The 25,733-nt window shown below is 72.4% G+C and carries 23 protein-coding genes; 16 read left to right on the forward strand and 7 right to left on the reverse strand.

All coding sequences use genetic code 11. From position 1 onward, the window contains the following. Positions 1 to 152: 152 nt before the first annotated feature. The 3 genes from BLR33_RS12680 (at position 153) to BLR33_RS12690 (ending at position 2,906) form a co-directional block, all read left to right on the forward strand. Entirely contained in the window at positions 153 to 743 is a 591-nt protein-coding gene (locus BLR33_RS12680) for a DUF3043 domain-containing protein (protein WP_093784495.1), read from the forward strand. Positions 744 to 844: 101 nt separating this feature from the next. Continuing rightward, on the forward strand, positions 845 to 1,573 hold the full coding sequence (locus BLR33_RS12685; protein WP_245771368.1) for a class I SAM-dependent methyltransferase: 729 nt from the start codon (positions 845 to 847) through the stop codon (positions 1,571 to 1,573). Positions 1,574 to 1,805: 232 nt separating this feature from the next. Next, on the forward strand, positions 1,806 to 2,906 hold the full coding sequence (locus BLR33_RS12690; RefSeq protein ID WP_093784496.1) for a S1C family serine protease: 1,101 nt from the start codon (positions 1,806 to 1,808) through the stop codon (positions 2,904 to 2,906). Positions 2,907 to 2,915: 9 nt separating this feature from the next. Here the strand turns inward: BLR33_RS12690 and BLR33_RS12695 are convergent, their stop codons facing one another. Continuing rightward, positions 2,916 to 3,197 carry a hypothetical protein gene (locus BLR33_RS12695; RefSeq protein ID WP_093784497.1) on the reverse strand — a complete coding sequence of 94 codons (282 nt, stop codon included), beginning with the start codon at positions 3,195 to 3,197 and terminating at the stop codon, positions 2,916 to 2,918. An 875-nt stretch (positions 3,198 to 4,072) separates the two neighbouring features. Between BLR33_RS12695 and BLR33_RS12700 the strand changes: the two genes are divergently transcribed. Both BLR33_RS12700 and cobT read left to right on the forward strand, forming a co-directional pair. Then, positions 4,073 to 5,284, forward strand: a complete 1,212-nt coding sequence (locus tag BLR33_RS12700) for a bifunctional adenosylcobinamide kinase/adenosylcobinamide-phosphate guanylyltransferase (RefSeq protein ID WP_093784498.1) — start codon at positions 4,073 to 4,075, stop codon at positions 5,282 to 5,284. A gap of 751 nt (positions 5,285 to 6,035) precedes the next feature. Continuing rightward, the gene (gene cobT, locus BLR33_RS12705; RefSeq protein ID WP_093784499.1) at positions 6,036 to 7,073 is read left to right on the forward strand and encodes a nicotinate-nucleotide--dimethylbenzimidazole phosphoribosyltransferase; all 1,038 of its coding nucleotides are present in this window, start codon (positions 6,036 to 6,038) and stop codon (positions 7,071 to 7,073) included. 234 nt (positions 7,074 to 7,307) lie between these two features. Here cobT and BLR33_RS12710 read toward each other — a convergent pair whose 3' ends face one another. Continuing rightward, the gene (locus tag BLR33_RS12710; protein ID WP_093784500.1) at positions 7,308 to 8,177 is read right to left on the reverse strand and encodes a GNAT family N-acetyltransferase; all 870 of its coding nucleotides are present in this window, start codon (positions 8,175 to 8,177) and stop codon (positions 7,308 to 7,310) included. 98 nt (positions 8,178 to 8,275) lie between these two features. Beyond that, positions 8,276 to 9,469 (reverse strand): quinolinate synthase NadA, encoded by a 1,194-nt coding sequence (nadA, locus tag BLR33_RS12715; RefSeq protein ID WP_245771369.1) that lies wholly within the window; start codon positions 9,467 to 9,469, stop codon positions 8,276 to 8,278. A gap of 272 nt (positions 9,470 to 9,741) precedes the next feature. On the opposite strand from nadA, the gene BLR33_RS12720 reads away from it, so the two are divergent. Further along, positions 9,742 to 10,095, forward strand: a complete 354-nt coding sequence (locus BLR33_RS12720) for a HesB/IscA family protein (protein WP_093784501.1) — start codon at positions 9,742 to 9,744, stop codon at positions 10,093 to 10,095. Positions 10,096 to 10,186: 91 nt separating this feature from the next. Here BLR33_RS12720 and BLR33_RS12725 read toward each other — a convergent pair whose 3' ends face one another. Further along, the gene (locus tag BLR33_RS12725; protein ID WP_245771370.1) at positions 10,187 to 11,686 is read right to left on the reverse strand and encodes a hypothetical protein; all 1,500 of its coding nucleotides are present in this window, start codon (positions 11,684 to 11,686) and stop codon (positions 10,187 to 10,189) included. A gap of 162 nt (positions 11,687 to 11,848) precedes the next feature. After that, complete coding sequence (locus BLR33_RS34735; protein ID WP_143031683.1) at positions 11,849 to 12,058, reverse strand: hypothetical protein; 210 nt, start codon at positions 12,056 to 12,058, stop codon at positions 11,849 to 11,851. A 170-nt stretch (positions 12,059 to 12,228) separates the two neighbouring features. Between BLR33_RS34735 and BLR33_RS12730 the strand changes: the two genes are divergently transcribed. Beyond that, a complete protein-coding gene (locus tag BLR33_RS12730) occupies positions 12,229 to 13,206 on the forward strand; it encodes a carbohydrate kinase family protein (RefSeq protein WP_093784502.1) in 978 nt (325 codons plus the stop codon). 211 nt (positions 13,207 to 13,417) lie between these two features. Here the strand turns inward: BLR33_RS12730 and BLR33_RS12735 are convergent, their stop codons facing one another. Then, positions 13,418 to 14,818: a cysteine desulfurase/sulfurtransferase TusA family protein gene (locus tag BLR33_RS12735; protein WP_093784503.1), complete on the reverse strand. Its 1,401-nt coding sequence runs from the start codon at positions 14,816 to 14,818 to the stop codon at positions 13,418 to 13,420. A gap of 250 nt (positions 14,819 to 15,068) precedes the next feature. On the opposite strand from BLR33_RS12735, the gene ctaC reads away from it, so the two are divergent. The 4 genes from ctaC (at position 15,069) to BLR33_RS12755 (ending at position 19,686) form a co-directional block, all read left to right on the forward strand. Continuing rightward, positions 15,069 to 16,061, forward strand: a complete 993-nt coding sequence (ctaC, locus tag BLR33_RS12740) for an aa3-type cytochrome oxidase subunit II (protein WP_407639666.1) — start codon at positions 15,069 to 15,071, stop codon at positions 16,059 to 16,061. Continuing rightward, on the forward strand, positions 16,058 to 17,800 hold the full coding sequence (gene ctaD / locus BLR33_RS12745; protein ID WP_093784504.1) for an aa3-type cytochrome oxidase subunit I: 1,743 nt from the start codon (positions 16,058 to 16,060) through the stop codon (positions 17,798 to 17,800). The genes ctaC and ctaD overlap by 4 nt, the downstream gene beginning before the upstream one ends. Then, the gene (locus BLR33_RS12750; protein ID WP_093784505.1) at positions 17,797 to 18,195 is read left to right on the forward strand and encodes a cytochrome c oxidase subunit 4; all 399 of its coding nucleotides are present in this window, start codon (positions 17,797 to 17,799) and stop codon (positions 18,193 to 18,195) included. Before ctaD ends, BLR33_RS12750 begins: the two co-directional genes overlap by 4 nt. A gap of 147 nt (positions 18,196 to 18,342) precedes the next feature. Further along, the gene (locus tag BLR33_RS12755) at positions 18,343 to 19,686 is read left to right on the forward strand and encodes a L,D-transpeptidase (protein WP_093784506.1); all 1,344 of its coding nucleotides are present in this window, start codon (positions 18,343 to 18,345) and stop codon (positions 19,684 to 19,686) included. 24 nt (positions 19,687 to 19,710) lie between these two features. Here the strand turns inward: BLR33_RS12755 and BLR33_RS12760 are convergent, their stop codons facing one another. After that, positions 19,711 to 20,130: a hypothetical protein gene (locus BLR33_RS12760; RefSeq protein WP_093784507.1), complete on the reverse strand. Its 420-nt coding sequence runs from the start codon at positions 20,128 to 20,130 to the stop codon at positions 19,711 to 19,713. Positions 20,131 to 20,318: 188 nt separating this feature from the next. Here BLR33_RS12760 and ctaE point away from each other — a divergent pair, with 188 nt between their 5' ends. The 5 genes from ctaE (at position 20,319) to trpD (ending at position 25,733) form a co-directional block, all read left to right on the forward strand. After that, on the forward strand, positions 20,319 to 20,939 hold the full coding sequence (gene ctaE / locus BLR33_RS12765) for an aa3-type cytochrome oxidase subunit III (RefSeq protein ID WP_093784508.1): 621 nt from the start codon (positions 20,319 to 20,321) through the stop codon (positions 20,937 to 20,939). Positions 20,940 to 21,030: 91 nt separating this feature from the next. After that, positions 21,031 to 21,843 carry a cytochrome bc1 complex diheme cytochrome c subunit gene (gene qcrC / locus BLR33_RS12770; RefSeq protein ID WP_093784509.1) on the forward strand — a complete coding sequence of 271 codons (813 nt, stop codon included), beginning with the start codon at positions 21,031 to 21,033 and terminating at the stop codon, positions 21,841 to 21,843. Continuing rightward, on the forward strand, positions 21,840 to 22,898 hold the full coding sequence (gene qcrA / locus BLR33_RS12775; RefSeq protein ID WP_093784510.1) for a cytochrome bc1 complex Rieske iron-sulfur subunit: 1,059 nt from the start codon (positions 21,840 to 21,842) through the stop codon (positions 22,896 to 22,898). The genes qcrC and qcrA overlap by 4 nt, the downstream gene beginning before the upstream one ends. Continuing rightward, complete coding sequence (qcrB, locus tag BLR33_RS12780) at positions 22,895 to 24,535, forward strand: cytochrome bc1 complex cytochrome b subunit (protein WP_093784511.1); 1,641 nt, start codon at positions 22,895 to 22,897, stop codon at positions 24,533 to 24,535. The genes qcrA and qcrB overlap by 4 nt, the downstream gene beginning before the upstream one ends. Before the next feature lie 130 nt (positions 24,536 to 24,665). Continuing rightward, on the forward strand, positions 24,666 to 25,733 hold the full coding sequence (gene trpD / locus BLR33_RS12785; RefSeq protein WP_093784512.1) for an anthranilate phosphoribosyltransferase: 1,068 nt from the start codon (positions 24,666 to 24,668) through the stop codon (positions 25,731 to 25,733).

Raw genomic sequence — 25,733 nt, forward strand, 5'->3', positions numbered from 1 at the left:
TACAGACTCCAGCCTACGGGCCTTGGTTCCATTACCGCACTGTCCTGCGGCGGATGCGCTCATCCCTGGGGACGATCACGGTTCGGTGACCTCAAGCCCAGGGAGGAGGCGGGGGCTGGGGCCGGCGGCCCGGAGCACGTAACCTTGGAGGCGTGTTCCGACGTCGTTCCCCAGAAGATGAGCAGGCCCCGCGCGCGAGTACGGCACTGCTCGACGAGCAGCAGCGCGACCCGCAGGCGCCCAAGGGCCGCCCCACGCCCAAGCGCAGCGAGGCGCAGAGCGCCCGCCGCAAGTCGGCGACCACGCCGACCGACCGCAAGTCGGCCGCCAAGCAGGCCCGCGAGGCCCGCCGGGTGGACCTCGCCAAGCAGCGCGAGGCGCTGGCCGGCGGTGACGAGCGGTACCTGCCGGCCCGCGACAAGGGACCGGTGCGCCGCTTCGTCCGGGACTACGTCGACTCCCGCTACCGGGTGGCCGAGTTCTTCCTGCCGCTGGCCGTGGTGATCCTCATCCTGAGCATCGTCGGCTCGCTGCAGAACCTGTCGCTGCTGCTGTGGCTGGTCGTGATCGTCGGCATCGTGGTCGACTCGATCGTCACCGTGGTGCTGCTGCGCCGGCAGCTGCGCACCCGCTTCCCCGACAAGAACACCAAGGGCACCACGGCGTACGCGCTGATGCGGTCCCTCCAGATGCGCCGGTTGCGCCTGCCCAAGCCGCAGGTGGGCCGGGGCAGCAACCGCTGACCACCGGGTACGGGGGCCCGGGGGCCGGCGGGTTCGCCGGTGGCGCGGACACCTGGCTCGCCGGCCTCGGCGGGCTGCGGAACACGGTCCGCCAGGAGCTCGTGGCGCGCCAGCTCGACGAGCAGCTCGCGGAGTGCTTCGCGCGGCCTGCGGGCGGCCACGCCCACGGCCGGCTGCGCGTGCTCGACATCGGCCCCGGCCAGGGCACCCAGGCGCTGCGGCTGGCCCGGCTCGGCCATGTGGTGACGGGGCTGGAGTCCGATCCGGCGATGCTGAACGCGCTGCGGCAGGCGGTGGCGGCCGAGCCGGCCGACGTGCGCCAGCGCTTCGTCGTGCTGCGCGGCGACGGCCGCGAGACCGGCCGGCACTTCGGGCCGGCCTGCTTCGACGTCGTGCTCTGCCACGGCGTGCTCATGTACGTGGCCGATCCCGAGCCGCTGCTCGCCGCGCTCGCCCGGGTGCTCGCGCCTGGCGGCATGCTGTCGCTGCTGGTGCGCAACGGGGACGCGCTCGCGATGCGCCCCGGGCTCCAGGGGGACTGGACCGCGGCGCTGGGCGCCTTCGGCTCCGACGCCTACACCAACCGGCTCGGCCTGGCCACGCGCGCCGACCGGCTCGAACCGCTGACGGCCACCTTGCGCGGCATCGGCGTGCCGCTGCGGGCCTGGTACGGGGTGCGGGTCTTCACCGACGCGGCGCCCGACCACGCGGTGGCCCCGCACGACCCGCACGAGCTGGAGCTGCTGCTGGCCGCCGAGGAGCGGGCCGGGCGGACGGACCCGTACCGGGCGGTGGCGGCGCTGCTGCACCTGTGCGGGGTGCGGGGCTGAGCCTGCACCTGCGCGGGGGACGGGGCTGACGGTTCCGCCGGCCGGGCGGGACCCGCCGGACCTTGCCGGACCGCGCCGGACCGCGCCGGACGTCGGGGGACACCGCCCGAGGGCCTGCCTCCGTACCGGCCCAGTCGGAAGAGCCGCCGGGGACGGCGTAGCGCCCGGTGAGCGGGACCCGATTGGCGGTGCGGGCCGGGCCACGGGGTGCCGCGAAAGGGACAATTCAGACATGAGTCGATCGCGCGCCCCTCGTTCCCGCCCGCTGCTGTCCGGCGCCGCCGCCCTGGTGTGCGTCACCGCCGTGCTCGCCTCCGGGTGCAGTTCCTCCTCCGGCGCCAAGAGCCACGCCCAGTCCACCCCGTCCGGCGGTGTGCAGCCCGCCGCCGACACGCAGGGCGGCTCCGCCGCGGGCCTGCAGGAGGCCTACCAGAGCGCGGTCCGGGCCGTCCTGCCGTCGGTGGTCCAGATCACCACCACCGAGGACCTCGGCTCGGGCGTCGTCTACGACACCAAGGGCGACATCGTCACCAACGCGCACGTGGTCGGCAACGCGAAGACCTTCCAGGTCCAACTCGCCACTGGCGGGCGGCCGTTGGCCGCGCGGCTGGTGTCGTCCTTCGCGGCGAACGACCTGGCGGTCGTCCGGCTGGACTCGCCGCCCAGCGGCCTGAGGCCGGCCACCTTCGCCGACTCGGGGAAGGTCGAGGTCGGGCAGCTGGTGCTCGCGATGGGCAACCCGCTGGGGCTGTCCAGCAGCGTGACGCAGGGCATCGTCTCGGCGACGGACCGCACGGTCAGCGAGGGGGAGTCCGGCGGCGGCACCGGGGCCACCATCCCCGACATGGTGCAGACGTCCGCGGCGATCAACCCGGGCAACAGCGGCGGCGCGCTGGTGAACCTGGACAACCAGGTCATCGGCATCCCCACGCTCGCCGCCACCGACCCCCAGCTCGGCAGCGGCGCCGCGCCCGGCATCGGCTTCGCGATCCCGTCCTCGGCGGTCAAGCGGATCGCCGGCCAGATCATCGAGAACGGGCACGTCACCGACTCCGGGCGGGCGGCACTCGACGTCACGGTGCGCGGGGTCCTCGGCCCGAACGACCAGCCGGCCGGCGCGGCGATCGTCAGCGCACCGCAGAACGGCGCGGCGGCCAAGGCGGGGCTGCGGGCCGGGGACGTGATCACCAAGCTGGGCGGGACCACGATCACGACCGTGCAGTCGCTGACCGAGTCGCTGGCGAACCGCAAGCCGGGGGACAAGGTGCAGGTGACGTACGTGCGCGGCAATGACACGCGGACCGCGCAGGTGACGTTGGGGTCGCTCGGGTAGCGGCCGGCCCTACGACTCCTCGGGGGCCGGGTCCGCGGCGGGTTCCCCGACGGGGTCCGCGGCAGGGTCCGTGGCGGGTTCGGCCGTGGACTCCTCGTGGAGGCTCATCGGGCCGTACACCTTGGCGTCGCCGTCGAAGAGGGTCACCTGGTCGGCGCCGCCGGCGGCGAGCTCCTTCCAGAACTCGCCGACCCAGGACTCGGCGTCGCCCTGCGTCGGGAACTCCTCGGGCAGCACCGCGGGCTGCACTTCGGTGCCGTCGGCCTTCTCGAACCGCCACGTCCACGCCATGTTCTCTCCTCACTCGGGGTACCAGGGGTACGGTATCGCTGCGCTGGCTTGCGGGGGGCTACTCGCCGTCCGGGTTCCCCTACGGTGCCGGGTGCGGCCTCGCCGTGGCCGGTCGCGCAGTTCCTCGCGCCCCTTTCGGGGTCTCGTGTGCCCCACGGGGTGTGATGCCGTCGCGGGGCGGGTGGCCTCTTCTCGCGCAGTTCCTCGCGCCCCTGCGGCTCTGCGTCTGCCTTGCGTGGTTCGTCTCCGGCCGCCGGGCCGGTGGGTGGTTGCTCGCGCAGTTCCTCGCGCCCCCAAGAAGCGGCAGCCCGTCTGCCCTGCTCGCGTCGTTTCCGGCTGCAGGCCGGTCGGTGGCCGGTCGCGCAGTTCCTCGCGCCCCTGCCGTTTCGCGTCTGCCGCGTGCGGTTCGTCTCCGGCCGCTGGGCCGGTTGTGGGCTGGTCGCGCAGTTCCTCGCGCACCTTTCGGGGCCCGTGTGCCCCACGGGGTGTGATGCCGTCGCGGGGCCGGTGGCCTCTTCTCGCGCAGTTCCTCGCGCCCCTGCGGCTTTGCGTCTGCCGCGTGCGGTTCGTCTCCGGCCGCCGGGCCGGTTGTGGGCTGGTCGCGCAGTTCCTCGCGCCCCCAAGAAGCGGCAGCCCGTCTGCCCTGCTCGCGCCGGTTCCGGCCGCAGGCCGGTCGGTGGCTGGTCGCGCCGTTCCTCGTGCCCCTGCGGCTTTGCGTCTGCCCCATGGGGTTCGTCTCCGGCCGGCAGGTCGGTCGTGGGCTGGTCGCGCCGTTCCCTGCGCCCCCGAGCAGTGGCAACGCGTCTGTCCCGCTCGCGTCGGTTCCGGCTGCGGGCCGGTGGGCGGGGGGATGGGGGGCGGGGGAAGATCGGGGGGTGGAGATCACTGTGCTGGGGGGTGGGGCGGTCGAGGGGCTGCCTGTCGGGGGGTGCCCCTGTGCGGGGTGCGCCGCTGCGGTGGGCGCGGGTGCGCGGGGGGCCACCGCGGTGCTCGTGGACGGGGTGGTGCTGCTGGACCTGACGCCGGGCGCCGCGCTGGCGGCCGCGCGGGCCGGACGGAGCCTCGCCGGCCTGCGCCTCGTCCTGCTCTCGCACCCGCACGACGGTCCCCCCGTGGAGATCCCCCCCGGCCTGCCCGCGCCCGCGCGGGTGCCCGACGGGCAGCGGCTGCCGCTCACCACCGGCCACCGCGTCCGCGCGGTCGCCGTGGACGGGCCCGGCACGGGGTACGCCGTCGACTCCCCCGACGGCCTGCGCATGCTGTACTTGCCGCCCGGTTGCGCCCCCGCGGGCCTTTCCGCGGGGGGCGACGGCGAGCCCGCGCCGTACGACCTTGTGCTGCTCGACGTCGTCGGGCGCCCCGACGCCCTGGCCCGGCTGCGCGCGGCCGGCGCGGTCACCGGCACCACGGACGTCGTCGCCGTCCACATCGGCCACGACGCCCCGCCCGAGCCCGAACTGTCGCGGCGGCTGGCCGCGTTGGGCGCCCGCGCCGTGCCGGACGGCACCACGCTGGTGGCCGGCGACTACCAGGACGTGCCCGACGTTCCGCGCCGCACCCTCGTCCTCGGCGGCGCCCGCTCCGGCAAGTCCGCCGAGGCCGAGCGGCGGCTGGCCGCCTTCCCCGACGTCCTCTACGTCGCCACCGGCGGCACCCGCGAGGGGGACGGCGAGTGGGCCGCCCGGGTGGCCGCGCACCGCGAGCGGCGCCCCGCGTCCTGGCGCACCGCCGAGACATGCGACCTGCTGCCGCTGCTCGCTGACCCCGACGGCCCGCCGCTGCTCGTGGACTGCCTCTCTCTGTGGCTCACCCACACCATGGACGCGGCCGGCGCCTGGGACGACGCCGCATGGAAGGACGGCGCCGCCACTGCCGTCCGCGCCCAGGTGGACGCGCTGTGCAAGGCGTGGCGGGCCACCCGCCGTACCGCCGTCGTGGTCTCCAACGAGGTGGGCTCCGGCGTCGTCCCCGCCACCGCCTCCGGCCGCCGTTTCCGCGACGAGCTGGGCCGCCTCAACGCGGCCGTCGCCGAACGCTCCGACCACGTCCTGCTGATGGTCGCGGGGCTCCCGGTGACGCTGCGGTAGCCCTCACCCGCAGGCCCGGCGGCGTACGGTCCCGGCGGCCACGGCCCTTTGGGCCGGGGTGGCCCTTCCGGCCGGGGCGCAGGTGGCGGGCGCGTCCAACGGGCGGGCGACCGGCATCGGTGCGGTGGCGGTCCGGCGGAAGGGGACGGTGAGGCGCGTCCAACGGGCGGGCGACCGGTATCGGAACGGTGGCGGTCCGGCGGAACGGGACGGTGGGGACCATCCCCCGCACGGGCCGCCCGAGTCGCCCGAGCCGGTCGCGCCCGGCGTCGCCCTGCCGGTCTTCGGGGCGATCCGCCCCTGTGGCTCCCGGAGCAGGTGCCTGCGGGCTTCGCCGCGCGAGCGCACGCGTGAGCGTGCGGCCCCGGCCCCGGCGAGCGGCGGCTGACCGGTTCGGCGGGTCGGCCCGCCCCGTCGGCGCGTCTTTGCGGCGCCTGCACTGCGAGTGCACGCGTCGCCGTACGGCCGCGGCCCCAGCGAGTGGCGGCGGATCGGCTCGCCCGGGCGGGGTGTTGGCGTGTTCTCCGGAGCATGCACCGCGAGTGCACGCGTCGCCGCATGGACCCGGTCCCGGCGAGTGGCGGCGGACTCGGCTCGGCCCGGCGGCCCGCCCTGTCGGGGTGTCGGCGCGTCTGTCCAGGGCCCGCGGCTCGGTGGTGGCCCGCTTGCTTTGTTTCGCGGGCCCGCGCGGTCGGGTTCGGGGTGAGGCCGGGCGGGCGGGGGAGCGGGGGCGGGCGGTAACGTTCGGCGGGTGAGTGGGATCGAGATGGATGAGTTCGCGGCACTGGTGGAGCGGCCGGACGCAGGGGTGCGGCGGGACTCGCAGGAGCGCTGGGCCGGGCTGGTGCGGCCGGCCGGCGGCCTCGGCAAGGTGGCCGAACTGGCGGACTGGCTCGCCGCCGTGCAGGGCCAGGCCGTGGCCCGGCCGATCACCCGGCCCCGGCTGCTGGTCTTCGCCGGCGACCACGGCGTGGCCGCGCTGGACGTGTCGGCGAACCCCGCGGGCGGTACGGCCGCGCTGGTGCGGGCGGCGCTGGAGGGCGGCACGCCCGCGGCCGTTCTCGCCCGGGAGTACGGTGCCCAGTTGCGCGTGGTGGACATGGGCGTGGACTGCGATCCCGGGGAGCTGCCCGCCGACGTCACCGCGCACCGGGTCCGCCGCGGCTCCGGCCGGCTCGACGTCGAGGACGCGCTGACGCCCGAGGAGGCGGAGAAGGCGTTCCGTACGGGGATGGCGCTCGCCGACGAGGAGGCCGACTCGGGGACGGACCTGGTCCTGCTCGGTGACCTCAGCGTGGGCGGCACCACCGTGGCCGGTGTGCTGATCGCCGCGCTGTGCGGCACGGACGCCTCCGTCGTGACCGGCCGGGGCTCGGGGATCGACGACCTCGCCTGGATGCGGAAGTGCGCGGCGATCCGGGACGGGTTGCGGCGGGCGCGGCCCGTGCTCGGGGACCAGCTGGCGCTGCTCGCGGCGGTCGGCGGGGCGGACTTCGCGGCCACGACGGGGTTCCTGCTGCAGGCGGCGGTGCGCAAGCTGCCGGTCGTGCTCGACGGGGTGGTCAGCGCGGCCTGCGCGCTGGTGGCGCAGCGGGTGGCCTTCCGGGCGCCCGACTGGTGGGCGGCCGGCTCCGCCGGCGGTGAGCCCGGCCAGGCGAAGGCGCTGGACCGTATCTCCCTCGAGCCGCTGGTCGACCGCGGGGTCCGCGTCGGCGGTGGAACGGGGGCGCTTCTCGCGCTGCCGCTCCTGCAAGGAGCCGCGCGGCTTTCCGCCGAGCTCGCGCTCTGAACGTACGGAGGGTTCCACCGCCTCCACGCGCGTGGGGTGCCGCTCCCGCGCGGGGCACTGCGTGCGGCTCGAAGGGGCGCGGCCGGCAGTTGCTGTGTCGGGCTTCGCCGCCGGGGCGAAGGGGCGGCCCGTCCCGGCCCACCGGCCGGTTCTGGGTTGGTGGGGGTGCCCCCTCCGGAGGAGCCGTTCCCGCGTCCCTGAAAGCCTTGCCCTGCTTGCTCGATGGGCTCCCGGCTAGGGCAATGTGCGGGGGGTCAGGGCCAGTTCCGGGGGGTGGAGGAGGCGGAGGGCCAGGAAGCCCGAGGGGGTGATGGCCAGGCCCGCTGTGACGGCCACGTCGAGGGCCCATTGGGCTTCGGCGGGGACGTGGGTGATGCGGATCGTGTCGCCGGGGGGCGTGGCGAGGAGGGCCGCGGTCAGCAGGCGGGTGGCCAGGCGGCGGGAGGTGGCGGCCAGGGCCTCGACGCGGCCGGGGCGGGCGTAGCAGTAACCCGTGCCCGCGAGGTCGTCGACGACGAGCAGCGTGTGGTGCCGGAGCAGTTCCTCGTGGTCGGGCCCGTGCGCCCCGCCGCGGGTGCGGCGGTCCACGGAGTCCATCAACTCCCGGTGCCGCTCGGTCCCTTCGTGCACCGGCCCGTCCAGCGGCCCGAGCCGGCCCGCGTCCACGACGCCGGACAGCCGCATGGTCGGGTGCAGGGTGAGTCCCGCGCGCCGCAGGGTCCGCGCGGCCACCGGGTCGTCCGGCAGGCAGGCGATGCCGCGCAGGCAGGCCCGCCCGTAGTCCAGCGCCCGGGCGAGCAGCGCCTTGCCGACCTCCTTGCCCTGCGCGCCCGGTACGACGGCGAGCAGCGAAAGCGCCCAGGTGCCCTCGCGTTTGGACGAGAGCACCGCGCCCACGGGCCCGGCGCCCTCGTCCTCCATCACCCAGCAGCCGCCCGGGTCGGTGCGGGCCAGGTGCCGGATCCGGCTGTGCTGCCGGGCCACGCGGGCGGCCGCGGGACCGCCCGGACCGTACAGGGAGTGCGGCTCGCCGAACGCGGCGGCCGCGATCTCCCGTACCAGCTCGGCGTCCTGTTCGTCGTCGCGCACCGGCCGCAGAAGCACCGTTCCATCATGCCTCGCGCGAACTGCCGTGTGCCCGCAACCCGTTGAGGACACCTTGAGGACCCGGTGAGTACCCCGTGAGACCTGGGGGTGCTCGGTTACGGCAGCGCCAGCATCTGCTCCAGGGCGAGCTTGGCGTAGTGCTCGGTCTCGGCGTCGACCTGGATGCGGTTGACCGGCTTGCCGTCGGCGAGCGATTCCAGCGCCCACACCAGGTGCGGCAGGTCGATGCGGTTCATGGTGGAGCAGAAGCACACCGTGCGGTCGAGGAAGACGATCTCCTTGTCGGGGTGCGCCTTCGCCAGCCGCCGCACCAGGTTGAGTTCGGTGCCCACCGCCCACTTGGAGCCGGCCGGCGCCTCGGCCAGCCGCTTGATGATGTGCTCGGTGGAGCCGACGAAGTCCGCCGCCTCGACGACCTCGTGCCGGCACTCGGGGTGCACCAGCACGTTGACGCCGGGCACGCGCTCGCGCACCTCGTTCACCGAGTCCAGGGTGAAGCGGCCGTGCACCGAGCAGTGGCCGCGCCACAGGATCATCTTGGCCGCCCGCAGCTGCTCGGGCGTCAGGCCGCCGCCGGGCTTGTGCGGGTTGTAGACGACGCAGTCCTCCAGCGACAGCCCCATCTCCAGCACCGCGGTGTTGCGGCCGAGGTGCTGGTCGGGCAGGAAGAGCACCTTCTCGCCCTGGGCGAAGGCCCACTCCAGGGCGCGCCGGGCGTTCGAGGAGGTGCAGATGGTGCCGCCGTGCCGGCCGGTGAACGCCTTGATGTCGGCGGAGGAGTTCATGTACGACACCGGCACCGTGGTGCCTGCGACACCGGCGTCGGTGAGCACGTCCCAGCACTCGGCGACCTGCTCGGCGGTGGCCATGTCGGCCATCGAGCAGCCGGCGGCGAGGTCGGGCAGGATCACCTGCTGGCGCTCGGAGGTGAGGATGTCGGCGGACTCCGCCATGAAGTGGACGCCGCAGAAGACGATGTACTCCGCCTCGGGGCGGGCGGCCGCGTCCCGGGCGAGCTTGAAGGAGTCGCCGGTGACGTCGGCGAACTCGATGACCTCGTCGCGCTGGTAGTGGTGGCCGAGGATGAAGACCTTCTCGCCGAGCCGGGCCTTGGCGGCGCGGGCGCGCTCGACCAGGCCGGGGTCGGACGGGGCGGGCAGGTCGCCGGGGCAGTCCACGCCGCGCTCGCTGCGCGGGTCGGACTCACGGCCGAGCAGGAGCAGCGCGAGCGGGGTGGGCCGGACGTCCAGCGGGTCGGCCGGTTCGTTCAGCGTTGGTGTGGTGGTCACGGGCCCGTAGCCCTTTCTTTGCAGCGCGCAGACCTTTTCGTCTACTTGACGTTATCTATGATAGCCCGTTCGTGTCAGATTGACGATGCTGGACTCGTCACTGTGACGCATACCGCTGCGCCCCGCGGGGCACGGTCTCCGGTGGAGGTCCGTGCCGCGGGGCGTGTGCAAATATGGAGGGAGCAAATGTCGCCGCGGACCCGGAATGAATCCGAGGGGGCACCGGTTAGTCATCGGTAGCCAGCAGTCCGTACAACCCGGGAGTGAAGCACATGACGGTTCAGGACGAGACCACCACGACGGACGGCATCCTCCTGTCCGACGCTGCCGCCGGCAAGGTGAAGAGCCTGCTCGAGCAGGAAGGCCGCGAGGACCTGGCCCTGCGCGTCGCCGTCCAGCCCGGCGGTTGCTCGGGCCTGCGCTACCAGCTGTTCTTCGACGAGCGGTCCCTGGACGGCGACATCGTCAAGGAGTTCGGCGGCGTCAAGGTCGTCACCGACCGGATGAGCGCCCCGTACCTGGGCGGTGCCTCCATCGACTTCGTGGACACCATCGAGAAGCAGGGCTTCACGATCGACAACCCGAACGCCACGGGTTCCTGCGCCTGCGGTGACTCCTTCCACTGAGTTCCCGCCGGGCCCTACCGGCACCCGCTGCTGATCGACGAGGCGGCGGCACCCCTTCCGGGTGCCGCCGCCTCGTGCCGTCCCGCGCCGCTCACCGCGTGAGCGTGTGCCCGTTCGAGGTGTCCACCACCGTGCGGTCGCCCACCGGCGCGGCCAGGCGCACCGTGTCGGTCTGGGAGAGCAGCACCATCGAGCACACCGTGCCCTTGGGCTTGGGCGTGTCCACCACCGACACCCGCACCTGCCCCGCGGTCTCCACCGCCGACGTCTTGTACGTCCCGCATGTCCCGCGCATGTAGCTCACCTTCAGCGTGGTGCCCGACGCCTGGTAGCCGGAGACGGCCACCTTGTGCGGGGCGTACGGGTCCGCCGGCTGGGCCGGCACCGGCACACGCATCGGGCCGCCGGGGTTCACCGAGGACGGGGGAGGCGCCGTCGTCGTGCCGCCGGGCGGCTGGACGTAGGACGGGTCCACCGCGGTCTGGGCCAGCACCGAGGTGCGCGACGTGCCGGCCGGCGCGGTGTCGAACAGCCAGGCGGGCACCAGCGTCTGGGCGCCCGACACGTACTCCAGCGACAGGCCGAAGACCGCGCCCCGCACATCCACCGGGTGCGGTGCGCCCTGGTGGTCGCAGCCGGAGGCGCCGCCGGGCTCGACCCGGCACAGGTCGGGGTGCATCACCGGGGTGGCCTTGAGCTCCCCGAACGCGGCCGCCGCGCTCACCACCGGGTACTGCGCCCCCTTCACCAGGGGCGACAGCCGCCCGTAGCCGAGCGAGATCCTGCCGTCGGAACCCACCTCGAACGAGGTGGACCAGCCGTGCGTGGGCAGCCCGCCCACCACCGGGTCCGCACTGACCGTCCGCATCCCGCCCGAGGTCTGGGAGGCGTCCACCGCCGCGCCCGACAGGCCCAGCCCCTTGAGCACCGGGGCGGCCGCGGCCTTGGCGGCGGCCTGCGAGACCGGCGGGGCGCCGGAGGAGCCCGGCGACGACGAGGTGCCCGGGTCGCCGGGGGCGACCGGCACCGAGGAGGGCGAGGAGGAGGTCGAGGTGTCGGGCCGCGCACCCGACAGCGAGGCACCGTAGCGGGTGAACGTCCAGGTGCCGGGGGCGCTCTTGCTCACCAGCAGCGTCGGTCCGCCGCCGGGACCGCCCACCTTCCAGGAGCCCTGCTCGGACTGCACCTGACCCCGTACCCCCAGCAGCCCGGCAAGGTGCGCCACCTGCGACTGCGGCACCCCGCCGGGCGCCCGGTAGACCGCCGCGCGGTCCGGGTGATCGGTGGGCAGCTTGCCGGTCAGCCGGTACTGGCCGCCGCCGGACGGGCCGGGCCCGCCGCCGGTCACCGGCACGCCGGGCAGGGGGCCGTCGAGCCGCAGCGGGGGCGCGGCCGCCGCCGTGTCCCCTGTGTGGCCACCGCCCGAGGCGGCCGCCCACCAGGCGCCACCACCACCTGCCACCAGGACCGCCGCCACGACCGCCGCGACCGCCAGCCGCGGCCTGCGCCCGCGCCGCACCTGCGCTCCGGACTCCTGCGCTTCGGACTCCTCGCGGACCTGCTGCTCGCCGTCCTCGTGCTCCGTACCCACCGCGTGCTCCTTCGGCTCCGGTTCCGACCGTCAGGTGCCGATGTGACGCGGCGGGACGCGGGGCGGTTCCACCGGACGGGCGAACCGGCGGTCAGTGGTTCGCGCGGGGGTACCGGGGGGCGGGTGCGCGCGGATGCCGGGGCGGTCAGGTGCCCACTCGGCTCAGGCGCCGTACTCCGCCATCCCGCGCACCGCCCGTACGGAGTCCGGGGACACCGTGATGCGGTGCGGGCCGGTGCCGGCGGGGCCGCCGGTGGCCGCGGGGGAGTCACGGTGCTGCGCCGCGGGTGCGTCCCAGTGCCCTGCCATCGAGCGGCAGTCGCGCAGGACTTGATCCAGGCTCTCGGGTACCACGCTGTACGGAGTGCTCATACTTCGAGGCTAGGCGCCGGGTGAGCGGGCAGAAAGCGTTACCAACCGGTAGTTTCCGGCGGCCCGCGAGGTTCGCCCGCCGGTGCGGGACAGGCTGCGCGGCAGCCCGGCTCGGGTAGCGTGGAGTCGCCCACCTGTTCCGCCCAGCCGTGCCCCCAGGAGACAACGTCGTGCGCATCGCCGTCACCGGGTCCATCGCCACCGACCATCTGATGACCTTCCCCGGCCGGTTCGCCGACCAGCTCGTCGCGGACCAGCTGCACACGGTCTCCCTGTCGTTCCTGGTGGACGGCCTGGAGGTGCGCCGCGGCGGGGTGGCCGCCAACATCGCCTTCGGCATGGGCCAGCTCGGCACCCGCCCGATCCTGGTCGGCGCGGCCGGCACCGACTTCGGCGAGTACCGCAACTGGCTGGACCGGCACGGCGTGGACACCGCCTCCGTCCGCATCTCCGAGGTGCTGCACACCGCCCGCTTCATCTGCACCACCGACGCCGACCACAACCAGATCGGCTCCTTCTACACCGGCGCCATGAGCGAGGCCCGGCTGATCGAGCTGCAGCACGTCGCCGAGCGCGTCGGCGGCCTCGACCTGGTCTCCATCGGCGCCGACGACCCCGAGGCGATGATCCGCCACACCGAGGAGTGCCGGGCCCGCGGCATCCCCTTCGCCGCGGACTTCTCCCAGCAGATCGCCCGGATGAGCGGCGAGGACATCGTCACCCTGCTCGACGGCGCCGCGTACCTGTTCAACAACGAGTACGAGAAGGGCCTCATCGAGACCAAGACCGCCCTGACCGCGGCGGAGATCCTGGACCGGGTCGGCACCCGCGTCACCACGCTGGGCGCCAAGGGCGTGCGCATCGAGCGCAAGGGCGAGCCGGACATCGTGGTCGGTTGCGCGGAGGAGGAGGCCAAGGCCGACCCCACCGGCGTCGGCGACGCCTTCCGGGCCGGCTTCCTGTCCGGCCTCGCCTGGGGCGTCGGCCTCGAACGCGCCGCCCAGGTCGGCAACATGCTCGCCACCCTCGTCATCGAGACCGTGGGCACCCAGGAGTACGAGCTGCGCCGCGGCCGCTTCATGGAGCGCTTCGCCAAGGCATACGGCGACGACGCGGCCGCCGAGGTCCGCGAGCACCTCAAGGGCTGAACGGCGCAAGGACGCGGCAACGCGTCACGCGCACAAGGCAACGCAAGGAAGCGGCCCGCTCGGCTCAGGTGACGAGGCGGGCCCCTTCACCCGTGCGGGGGCACGTACCCCCGCAACGGCACCCGGGCCGACGGCGTTTGCTTCCGCGCCCTAGTACCTGCGGCCTTTGGCTCCGCGGCCCTTGTGCCTGCGGCAGTCGGCCTTACGGCACCTACGCCTGCCGCCGCACCACGTATGCCCGGCCCACCGGGGCCGCGCGCTCGCCGACGTACTCCTGGCCGCGCATGCCGCACCACGCCGGGATGTCCAGGCGCGCGGCCTCGTCGTCGGAGAGCACCGTGACCAGGCCGCCCACCGGCACCTCGCCGATCACCTTGGCGAGTTCGATCACCGGGATCGGGCAGCGCTTGCCGAGCGAGTCCACCACCAGGCCCTCGAGCCCCTCGTCCGGGGCACCCGCCCCGCCGCCCGCCGCGACCGCCGTCCCGCCCGCAGGCGCCCCCAACTGCGCCCGCACCTCGGCCACCACCGGCGGCAGCACCTGAAGGAACCGCTCCACCTCGGCCTCCTGGGTGCCGCGCGGCAGCGACACCCGCACGTTCCCCTCGGACAGCACGCCCATCGCCTTGAGCACATGGCTCGGCGTGAGCGTGCTGGAGGTGCACGAGGAACCCGAGGAGACCGCGAAGCCCACCCGGTCCAGGCCGGTCAGCAGCGCCTCGCCGTCCACGTACAGGCAGGAGAAGGTGACCAGGTGCGGCAGCCGCAGCCGCTCGTGCCCGACCACCTCCACGTCCGGCACCACCTCCGGCACCCGGGCCCTGATCCGGTCCACCAGCGCGGACAGCCGCGCGGCCTCGGCCGCCGCCTCGGCGTGCACCGCCCGCAGCGAGGCGGCCGCCGCCACCACCGCCGGCAGGTTCGGGAAGCCCGGGGCGCGGCCCGACTCCCGCTCGTCCTCCGGCTCCTGGGCCGCGTACCGGGTGCCCTTGCGCACCACCAGCAGGCCCACCCCGGGCGGCCCGCCCCACTTGTGCGCGCTCGCCGCCAGCAGCGACCACGCGCCCTCCACCGGGCCCCAGGCCAGCGACTGCGCCGCGTCCACCAGCAGCGGCACCCCCGCCGCCCGGCACGCCTCGGCCACCTCGGCGACCGGCTGGAGCGTGCCCACCTCGTGGTTGGCCGACTGCAGCGCGGCCAGCGCGGTGTCCGCGGTCAGCGCCGAGGCGAAGTCCGCGGCATCCACCCGGCCGGTGCGGTCCACGCCCACCGTCGCCACCTCGCCGCCCAGCGCCTCGGCCGCGTGCAAGACCGCCGAGTGCTCCACCGCCGAGACCACCACGCGGCGGCCCGCCCGGCGCCGGCCCGCGGCCGCGCCGGCGACGCCCGCGTGCAGCGCGCGTGTCCCCGAAGGAGTGAAGACGAGTTCGTCGGGGCGGCAGCCGACCGCCTCGGCGGCGGTCTCGCGGGCCGCGTCCAGCAGCAGCCGGGCCTGCCGCCCCTCGCGGTACAGGCGGCCCGGGTCGGCCCACCCCTCGTCCAGCGCGGCGAGCAGCGCCTGCCGGGCCACCGGGTGCAGCGGAGCGGCCGAAGCCGTATCGAAATAGGACACCTCAGCACGCTACAACCCGGGCCGGGAAAGGCGTCAGCACGGCGTCAGATCAGCCCCGGAGCGCGGTATTCCACCCCTTCGGAGTGCGGCCCGGCGCGTTGGCACCCCTCCCCGCGAGACGCCGAAGGGCGTCCAGTAGGGTTTGTGCCGCATAAACATCCACACCTACCTGCACGCGCCACGGGCCGACCGACCAGCCAGATTGGCCGAGACACTCGACGCGCGGGCGAGACTCTCGGGAAGGCGCTACGTGAGTCCCAACGGCTCCGACCTCCCCCACGGCCAGAACGGCGTGGGAGGCAACCCCATGTCGCGGCGCCCGGTGCGGCGATGGCTGCCACGGGCGCTGGCCGCGGGCCTGGTCCTGGCAACCGCCACCGGTTGCTCGTACAAGGACTATCCCCGTCTCGGCATGCCCTCTCCGGCGACGGAGCAGGCACCCCGCATCCTCTCCCTCTGGCAGGGCTCGTGGGCCGCCGCGCTCGTGACCGGCTGCCTCGTGTGGGGCCTGATCCTGTGGAGCGTGATCTTCCACCGGCGCAGCCGGACCAAGGTCGAGGTCCCCCCGCAGACCCGGTACAACATGCCGATCGAGGCCCTGTACACCATCGTCCCGATCGTCATCGTCGCGGTGCTCTTCTACTTCACCGCCCGGGACGAGAACAAGCTGACGAGCCTGTCGGCCAAGCCGCAGCACGTGGTCAACGTGGTCGGCTTCCAGTGGAGTTGGGGCTTCAACTACCTGGAGAACGTCGACGGGAACCCGGCCACCGGCGCGAAGGTCCCCTCCGAGCTCGCCAACATCCCGCAGAACAAGCTGGACTTCCAGCCCGGCGAAGAGGGTGTCTACGACGTCGGCACCGCCGCGAGCAGGGACCCCGAGACGGGCCTGCCCGGGCCGACGCTGTGGCTGCCCGAGGGCCAGACCGTCCGCTTCGTGCTGACCTCCAGGGACGTCATCCACTCCTTCTGGGTGGTGCCCTTCCTGATGAAGATGGACGTCATCCCGGGCCACACCAACGCCTTCCAGGTCACCCCGAACAAGATCGGTGACTTCAAGGGCAAGTGCGCCGAGCTGTGCGGCGTGGACCACTCCCGGATGCTCTTCAACGTCAAGGTGGTCACGCCGGCGCAGTACGAGCAGCACCTCAAGGACCTGGCGGCAAAGGGTCAGACCGGTTATCTGCCGTCGGGCATTGCCACCACGGGCAACGCGAAGAACTCGGAGCCCAAGACCACATGAGCATTCTCAACGAACCCCAGGGGACGGCCGCGGCCGACGACTCCTACGAGGACGAGATCCCGGCGCGCACCAAGAAGCCGGGCTCGATCGTGGTGTCGTGGCTGAGCACCACGGACCACAAGACCATCGGCACGCTGTACCTGGTGACGTCGTTCGCCTTCTTCCTCATCGGCGGCGTGATGGCGCTGATGATGCGCGCCGAGCTCGCCCGGCCGGGCAACCAGTTCCTGTCCAACGAGCAGTTCAACCAGGCGTTCACGATGCACGGCACCGTGATGCTGCTGATGTTCGCGACACCGCTGTTCGCCGGCTTCACCAACTGGATCATGCCGCTGCAGATCGGCGCGCCCGACGTGGCGTTCCCGCGGCTGAACATGTTCGCCTACTGGCTCTACCTGTTCGGCTCGCTGATCGCGGTGGGCGGCTTCCTCACCCCGCAGGGCGCGGCCGACTTCGGCTGGTTCGCGTACTCGCCGCTGTCCAGCGCGGTCAACTCGCCGAGCGTCGGCGCGGACATGTGGATCATGGGTCTGGCGCTGTCCGGCTTCGGCACCATCCTCGGCGCCGTCAACTTCATCACCACGATCATCTGCATGCGCGCCCCCGGCATGACGATGTTCCGGATGCCGATCTTCTGCTGGAACGTGCTGCTGACCGCGGTGCTGGTGCTCCTCGCCTTCCCGGTGCTCGCCGCCGCGCTGCTCTGCCTGGAGGCCGACCGGAAATTCGGGGCCCATGTCTTCGACGCCGCCAACGGCGGCGCCTTGTTGTGGCAGCACCTCTTCTGGTTCTTCGGCCACCCGGAGGTGTACATCATCGCGCTGCCGTTCTTCGGCATCATCTCCGAGGTCATCCCGGTCTTCTCGCGCAAGCCGATGTTCGGCTACATCGGCCTGGTGGCCGCGACCATCTCCATCGCCGGCCTGTCGGTGACGGTGTGGGCGCACCACATGTACGTCACCGGCGGTGTGCTGCTGCCGTTCTTCTCCTTCATGACCTTCCTGATCGCGGTACCGACCGGTGTGAAGTTCTTCAACTGGATCGGCACCATGTGGAAGGGCTCACTGAGTTTCGAGACACCGATGCTGTGGGCGATCGGCTTCCTGATCACCTTCACCTTCGGCGGTCTGACCGGTGTCATCCTGGCCGCGCCGCCGCTGGACTTCCACGTCTCCGACTCGTACTTCGTGGTGGCGCACTTCCACTACGTGGTCTTCGGCACCGTGGTGTTCGCGATGTTCGCCGGCTTCCACTTCTGGTGGCCGAAGATGACCGGCAAGATGCTCGACGAGCGGCTGGGCAAGATCACCTTCTGGACGCTCTTCTTCGGCTTCCACGGCACCTTCCTGGTCCAGCACTGGCTGGGTGTGGAGGGCATGCCCCGCCGGTACGCCGACTACCTGGCCGCCGACGGCTTCACCACGCTGAACACGGTCTCCACCATCAGCTCCTTCCTGCTCGGCCTGTCGATCCTGCCGTTCCTCTACAACGTCTGGAAGACCGCCAAGTACGGCAAGAAGGTCGAGGTGGACGACCCGTGGGGCTACGGCCGCTCGCTGGAGTGGGCGACCTCCTGCCCGCCGCCGCGGCACAACTTCCTCACGCTGCCGCGCATCCGCTCCGAATCCCCGGCGTTCGACCTGCACCACCCGGAGATCGCCGCCCTTGACGCCATCGCCGCCGGCGGCGCCACCACGGCCCCGCTCACCGGCGCCGACGACAAGGAGGGCCGGGCGTGAAGCTCCAAGGCAAGATGTTCGTCGGCCTGGCCGTCTTCATGCTGGCCGCCGCCATCGTCTACGGCTTCTGGTCCAAGGAAGCGGCCGGCACCACCGCCCTGTTCATGGGGTTCGCGCTGTGCACCATGATCGGCTTCTACCTGGCGTTCACCGCCCGGCGGGCCGACACCGGCGCCCAGGACCGCGAGGACGCGGACATCGCGGACGACGCCGGCGAGCTGGGCTTCTTCAGCCCGCACAGCTGGCAGCCGCTCGCGCTGGCGGTCGGCGGCAGCCTCGCCTTCCTCGGGATCATCTTCGGCTGGTGGCTGATGTTCTTCGCCGCCCCCGTGATCCTGATCGGCATCTACGGCTGGGTCTTCGAGTACTACCGCGGCGAGAACCGCACGCAGTGACGGCATGACGCCGTGCGGGACGGGCGCGGGCCCGGCACCTTCCCGGTGCCGGGCCCGCGCCCGTCCGCCGTTCGTTCCCGACGCCGTGTCACCGGATTGCAGGCGCCCACCGCGCGGAAGCCGGCCCCCGTTCCTAGCGTGAACGGCATGAACCACCTTCCCTCGCGCCCCCGCCCCGGCCGCCGCATACCCCTGCGCCGCGCTCTGCTCGCCGCGCCCCTCGCGGTCGGCCTCGCCGCCTGCTCAGGCGGCGGGAACCCGCTCGCCTCCTCGCCCCACGACGCCGCGGCCAAGGTCACCTACACCGCCGCGAAGGGCGGCAAGGCGGACCCCGCCAAGCCGCTCGAGGTGTCCGTCAAGGGCGGCACCCAGATAACCGACGTCACCGCCACCGACTCCACCGGCCGGTACGTCAGCGGGCAGTTGAGCGCCGACAGCAAGCACTGGCACTCCACCACCCCGCTCGCCGCCGGCTCGCACTACACCGTCCGGGTGAGCACCGAGGACTCCGGCGGCCGTCCCGGCCGCAAGACGCTCACCTTCGACACCACCGCGGCCACCTCCGGCTTCCACGTCACCTTCGGCCCCGACGCGGGCACCTACGGCGTGGGCGAGCCGATCACCGCCACGCTCAGCGCGCCGGTGAAGGACCGGGCGTCCCGCGCGATCGTCGAGTCCCACCTGCAGGTGTCGGCGAACCCCAGCGCGGCCGCCGGCTCCTGGTACTGGGTGGACGACAAGACGCTGCACTACCGGCCCAGCACCTACTGGCCGGCGCACGCCACGATCACCGCGCGCAGCACGCTCAGCGGCGTCCAGATCACCAAGGGGCTCTACGGAGCGGCGGACAAGCCGCTGACGATCCACACCGGCGACCGCATCGAGGCGCTCACCGACGCCTCCACCGACCAGATGACCTTCAAGGACGACGGCAAGGTGGTGCGGACCTTCCCGGTCACCACCGGCAAGCCGGGCTTCGACACCCGCAACGGCATCAAGGTGGTGCTGGACAAGGAGTCGTTCGTCCAGATGCGCAGCGAGACGGTCGGCATCGCGGCCGGCAGCTCCGACTCCTACGACCTGCCGGTCTACTGGGCCACCCGGGTGACCTGGAGCGGTGAGTACGTGCACGCCGCGCCCTGGTCGGTCGGCTCCCAGGGGTACGCGAACGTCAGCCACGGCTGCACCGGGATGAGCACCGACGACGCGCACTGGTTCTTCGACCACGTGCGGGTCGGCGACATCGTCCGGGTCGTCAACAGCCATGGCCCGACGATGACGCCGTTCGACAACGGCTTCGGCGACTGGAACCTCACCTGGGCCCAGTGGCAGAAGGGCAGCGCGCTGACCGGTGACGGCGGCGCCTCCGGCGGTGCCGGCAGCACCGGCGGCGGCACGAGCGGCACCGGCGGCAACTCCGACCAGGACCAGACCACTCCGGTCGACGTCCCGGCCGGCGACCCCGCCCGCCTGTCCCCCCAGACGGCTTAGCCTTCCGTTCGCTCCCTTGGCGGGCTACCGGTGGGCCACCGTCTTCGCCGGGGGCGCGATGCGGCGGCGCAGCAGGATGGCGAGCGTGTCGGTCAGGGCCACCGGGTCCACGGGGTGGGTGACCGCCGCGTCCGCCCGGCTCCAGGTGGCCAGCCAGGCGTCCTGGGGGCGGCCGATGAGCACCAGCACCGGCGGGCAGTTGTAGATCTCGTCCTTCACCTGGCGGCACACGCCCAGCCCGCCGGCCGGGTTCGCCTCACCGTCCAGCACCAGGGCGTCGATGCCGCCCTTCTCCAGCTCGGTGATGACCGCGGGCAGCGTCGCGCACTCCAGGTACTGCACCGGCGGCAGGTCGGCGGCGGGCCGACGGCCGACGGCGAGGCGCACCTGCTCGCGGGTGTTGGCGTCGTCGCTGTAGACCAGCACCGTGGCGGTCGGCTGCATCGTCGTCCTCCTCGTGAAGGATTTCCCAAGTGGCTCGGAGCCTACTCCCGGCAGGCCCTCCACGAGGAGGGGGCCGCTCGATCGAGGGACCGCGAAACGGCCCCCGAGCGGGCCGTTCGGGTCGCCGGGCGGGCTTGACACACCGAAGGGGGACCCCGGGAGTGAGCGCCGGATAAGCGCCCGACATAATGTCGGACGTGGCGACAGCAACAGCAGTAGAAACCGGGCACGCGCACCCGTCGGTCAACCGGCCGAACCTCACCAGCGTCGGGACCATCATCTGGTTGAGCTCCGAGCTGATGTTCTTCGCGGCCCTCTTCGCGATGTACTTCACCCTCCGGTCGGTCACGGGTGCCGACTTCTGGAAGGCACACGCCGACGCGCTGAACGTCCCGTTCTCCGCGACGAACACGACGATCCTGGTGCTCTCCTCGTTCACGTGCCAGATGGGCGTGTTCGCCGCCGAGCGCGGTGACGTCAAGAAGCTGCGGTCGTGGTTCATCGTCACCTTCGTGATGGGTGCGATCTTCATCGGCGGGCAGATCTTCGAGTACACCAACCTGGTCAAGAAGGACGGGATCTCGCTCAGCTCCGACCCCTACGGTTCGGTGTTCTACCTGACGACCGGGTTCCACGGCCTGCACGTGACGGGTGGTCTGATCGCCTTCCTGCTGGTGCTGGGGCGCACCTACGCGGCCAAGAGGTTCACCCACCAGCAGGCCACCGCCGCCATCGTCGTGTCCTACTACTGGCACTTCGTCGACGTGGTCTGGATCGGCCTCTTCGCCACGATCTACCTGATCAAGTAAGCGGTACCCAGCCGTCGGTACCGCGTTGCGTTCCCGACGGGCGACCCAGCCAGAAGCATCGACACAAGAGATCCTGACATCGGGGTAATCCGTGAAAAAGCTTTCGGCACGACGGCGCCACCCGATGGCGGCGCTCGTCGTCCTACTCTTCGCGCTCGCGGCCACGGGGGGGCTGTACGCCGCGCTCGCGCCCGCGCCCAAGGCGCAGGCCCAGGACTCGGGCCAGCAGTCGCTCGCCATCGAGCAGGGCAAGAAGCTCTACGACGTCGGCTGTGCCAGCTGCCACAACAGCAACGGGCAGGGCAGTGACGACGGCCCGAGTCTGGTCGGCGTCGGCTCGGCCGCGGTCGACTTCCAGGTCGGCACCGGTCGCATGCCGGCCCAGCAGCCCGGCCCGCAGGTGGAGAAGAAGAAGGTCATCTACACCCAGGCGCAGATCGACCAGCTCGCCGCGTACATCGCCTCGCTCGGCCCCGGCCCCGCCGCTCCGACCAAGGACCAGTACAGCCCGGCCGACGCGGATGTCGCCAAGGGCGGTGAGCTCTTCCGCACCAACTGCTCGCAGTGCCACAACTTCGTCGGCAAGGGCGGTGCGCTGACGCACGGCAAGTTCGCGCCGAGCCTGAAGGGCTCCTCGTCGAAGCACATCTACGAGGCCATGCAGACCGGCCCGCAGAACATGCCGTCCTTCCCCGACAGCACGATGCCGTCGAAGGACAAGGCCGACATCATCGCGTACCTGCACGCCGTCGACACCGCGCAGAGCCCGAACCCCGGCGGGTTCACGCTCGGTTCGCTGGGTCCGGTGTCCGAGGGCCTGTTCGCCTGGGTCTTCGGCCTCGGCACGCTCCTCGGTCTCGCCGTCTGGCTCGCGGCGCGCAACACGAAGGCCAAGAAGTCATGACCGAAATCGGATCACACAACGACGTGCCAGAGAACCTGCCGGAGCACGGCTCCGACCACGGCCACGAGGCGGCCAGGAAGGACCCGTTCGCCAACCCGGGTCTGCCGCCCCACGAGTTCAGGCGCCAGGACATCGACCCGAAGGCCGCTCGGCACTCCGAGCGCGTGGTCACCGGCCTGTTCGTCCTGTCGATGCTCGCCACCATCGGCTTCATCGCCTGCTTCGTGATCTTCCCGGTCGACAAGATCGTCTACATCTTCCCGTTCGGCCACGTCAGCGCGCTGAACTTCTCGCTCGGCCTGACGCTGGGGGTCGCGCTGTTCGCCATCGGCGCCGGCGCCGTCCACTGGGCGCGCACGCTGATGTCGGACGAGGAGATCACCGACGAGCGGCACCGCGCCGACGCCGACGACCAGCTGCGCGAGAACGTCCGCCAGCAGTGGATCACCGGCGCCAAGGAGAGCGGCTTCGGCCGCCGCAAGATGATCCGCAACTCCATGCTGGGCGCGCTCACCCTGGTGCCGCTCGCCGGCGTGGTGCTGCTGCGCGACCTCGGCCCGCTGCCGGAGAAGAAGCTCGACCACACCGCCTGGGCCAAGGGCAAGAAGCTCATCAACTCCAACACCAGCCAGCCGCTCCGGCCGGAGGACGTGCAGGTCGGTTCGCTGACCTTCGCGCAGCCGCAGGGGCTGGAGGAGACGCAGGACGACTTCCAGGAGCAGATCGCCAAGGCGGCCCTGATGATCGTGCGGCTCAAGCCGGGCGACATCAAGGACAAGCGCGAGCGTGACTGGGGCCACGAGGGCATCGTCGCCTTCTCCAAGATCTGCACCCACGTCGGCTGCCCGATCAGCCTGTACGAGCAGCAGACGCACCACGTCCTGTGCCCCTGCCACCAGTCGACCTTCGACCTCTCCGACGGAGCCCGGGTACTGTTCGGTCCCGCGGGCCACCCCCTGCCTCAGCTTCGGATCAGCGTTGACGGTGACGGTGACCTCGTCGCCCTCGGCGACTTCGAGGAGCCTGTCGGCCCCGCATTCTGGGAGCGCTCATGAGCACCACGACCGAAGAAGCACCGGCGCAGCGCGGCCGCCCGAGCAACCCGGGTGAGCGCGTCGCGGAGTGGGCCGACGGCCGGCTCGGCCTCTACAAGTTCGCCAAGTCGAACCTGCGGAAGGTCTTCCCGGACCACTGGTCCTTCATGCTCGGCGAGATCTGCCTCTACAGCTTCACGATCCTCATCCTCACGGGTGTGTACCTGACGCTGTTCTTCCACCCGAGCATGAACGAGGTCGTCTACCACGGCTCGTACACCCCGCTGCAGGGCGTGCGGATGTCGGAGGCGTACTCCTCGACGCTGCACATCAGCTTCGACGTGCGCGGCGGCCTGCTGGTCCGCCAGATCCACCACTGGTCCGCGCTGATCTTCATCGCGGCCATGATCGTGCACATGATGCGCGTCTTCTTCACCGGCTCGTTCCGCAAGCCGCGCGAGATCAACTGGCTGTTCGGCTGGACGCTGCTGTTCCTCGGCATGTTCACCGGCTTCACCGGCTACTCGCTCCCGGACGACCTGCTCTCCGGCACCGGTGTGCGGTTCATGGAAGGCGCCATCCTGTCGGTGCCGATCGTGGGCACCTACCTGTCGATGTTCCTGTTCGGCGGGGAGTTCCCCGGCCACGACTTCGTCGGCCGGTTCTACTCGATCCACATCCTGCTGCTGCCGGGCATGATGGCCGGCCTGCTGGTGCTCCACCTGATCCTGGTCTTCTTCCACAAGCACACCCAGTTCCCGGGTGCGGGCAAGACCGAGAAGAACGTCGTCGGTGCGCCGTTCTTCCCGATCTACACCGCGAAGGCGGGCGGCTTCTTCTTCATCGTCTTTGGTGTCATCGCGGCGATCGCCGCCGTCGCCACCGTCAACCCGATCTGGGAGATGGGCCCGTACCGGCCGGACCAGGTGTCCACCGGCGCCCAGCCCGACTGGTACATGGGCTTCTCCGAGGGCCTGATCCGGGTGATGCCCGGCTGGGAGATCAGAGCGTGGGGTCACACGCTGGTGCTCGGCGTGTTCATCCCGCTGATGATCTTCCCGCTGGTGATGATGTCGATCGCCGCGTACCCGTTCATCGAGGCCTGGGTCACCGGTGACAAGAGCGAGCACCACCTGGCGGACCGCCCGCGCAACCGGCCGGTGCGCACCGGTATCGGCGTGGCGTGGCTGACCGTCTACTTCATCCTGCTCATCGGCGGTGGCAACGACATCTTCGCCACCCACTTCCACTTGTCGATCAACGCGATCACCTGGTTCGTCCGGGTCAGCTTCTTCGTGGCCCCGGTGATCACGTACTGGATCACCAAGCGGATCTGCCTGGGGCTGCAGCGGCGCGACCGCGACAAGGTCCTGCACGGGCGGGAGACCGGCATCATCAAGCGCCTCCCGCACGGCGAGTTCATCGAGGTCCACGAGCCGCTGTCGCAGCAGCAGCTGCACGTGCTCACCGCGCACGCCCAGCCGAAGCCGCTCACGCTCGCCCCGGAGGTGGACGAGAACGGCGTGGCCCGCAAGGCCGGCCCGATCGCCAAGGTCCAGGCCCGGCTGTCGCAGAACTGGTACGGCGAGCACAGCCAGATCCCGAAGCCGACGGCCGAGGAGTACGAGGAGATCACCTCGGGCCACGGCCACCACTGATCACGCATCGCGCATCGCCACACGGGACGGCCCGGCACCCCTCGCACGAGGGGCGCCGGGCCGTCCTGCGGTACCGCCGCGTCCCGATAGGGTGAGGGTCCACTCGGGTGCCGTTGCAGGAGCGTGAGCCATGAGCGTTGTGAACCCCGCCGGAGGCGACCCCGCGGCCACGCGTACCTGGCCGGACGTGCTGAGCGCGCTGCTGGCCGGGCGGGACCTGTCGGTGGACGACACGGCCTGGGCGATGGACTCCATCATGCGCGGCGAGGCCACCGACGTGCAGATCGCCGGCTTCGCGGTGGCGCTGCGGGCCAAGGGCGAGACGGTGGACGAGATCTCCGGCCTGGTCCGGGCGATGTACGCGCACGCCCGCACCATCGAGGTGCCCGGCCGCACCGTGGACATCGTCGGCACCGGCGGCGACCGCTCGCACAGCGTCAACATCTCCACGATGTCGGCGATCGTGGTCGCCGGCACCGGTGCGAAGGTCGTCAAGCACGGCAACCGGGCCGCCTCCTCGGCCAGCGGCGCCTCCGACGTGCTGGGCGCCCTCGGGGTCAACCTCGACCTGAGCCCCGAGCGGGTGGTGGAGGTCGCGGAGGAGGCCGGCATCACCTTCTGCTTCGCCATAAGGTTCCACCCCTCGCTGCGCCATGTGGCCACCGCCCGCAGCGAGTTGGGGGTGGCCACCCCGTTCAACTTCCTGGGTCCGCTGACCAACCCGGCCCGGGTGATGGCCCAGGCCACCGGCGTCGCCGACCTGCGGATGGCCCCGATCGTGGCCGGTGTGCTCGCCGAGCGCGGCTCCTCCGCCCTGGTCTTCCGCGGCGACGACGGCCTGGACGAGCTGACCACCACCGGCACCTCGCAGGTGTGGGCGGTCCGGGACGGCAAGGTCGAGCACAGCGCCTTCGACCCTCGCGACGTCGGCCTCGACCTGGTGCCGCTGTCGGCCCTGCGCGGCGCCGACGCGGCCCACAACGCCGGGGTGGCCCGGCGGCTGCTGGCCGGCGAGACCGGCCCGGTGCGCGACGCGGTGCTGCTCAACTCCGCGGCGGCCCTCACCGCGCTGGAGCCCGGGGCCCAGGGCACGCTGGAGGAGCGGATCGCCGCCGGTCTGGTGCGGGCAGCGCAGTCCATCGACTCCGGCGCCGCGGCGGCCGTCCTGGACCGCTGGGTGGCCGCCAGCAACGCCTGA

Origin of the sequence: Actinacidiphila guanduensis (assembly GCF_900103985.1) — a bacterium.
Taxonomy (GTDB): Bacteria; Actinomycetota; Actinomycetes; order Streptomycetales; family Streptomycetaceae; genus Actinacidiphila; species Actinacidiphila guanduensis.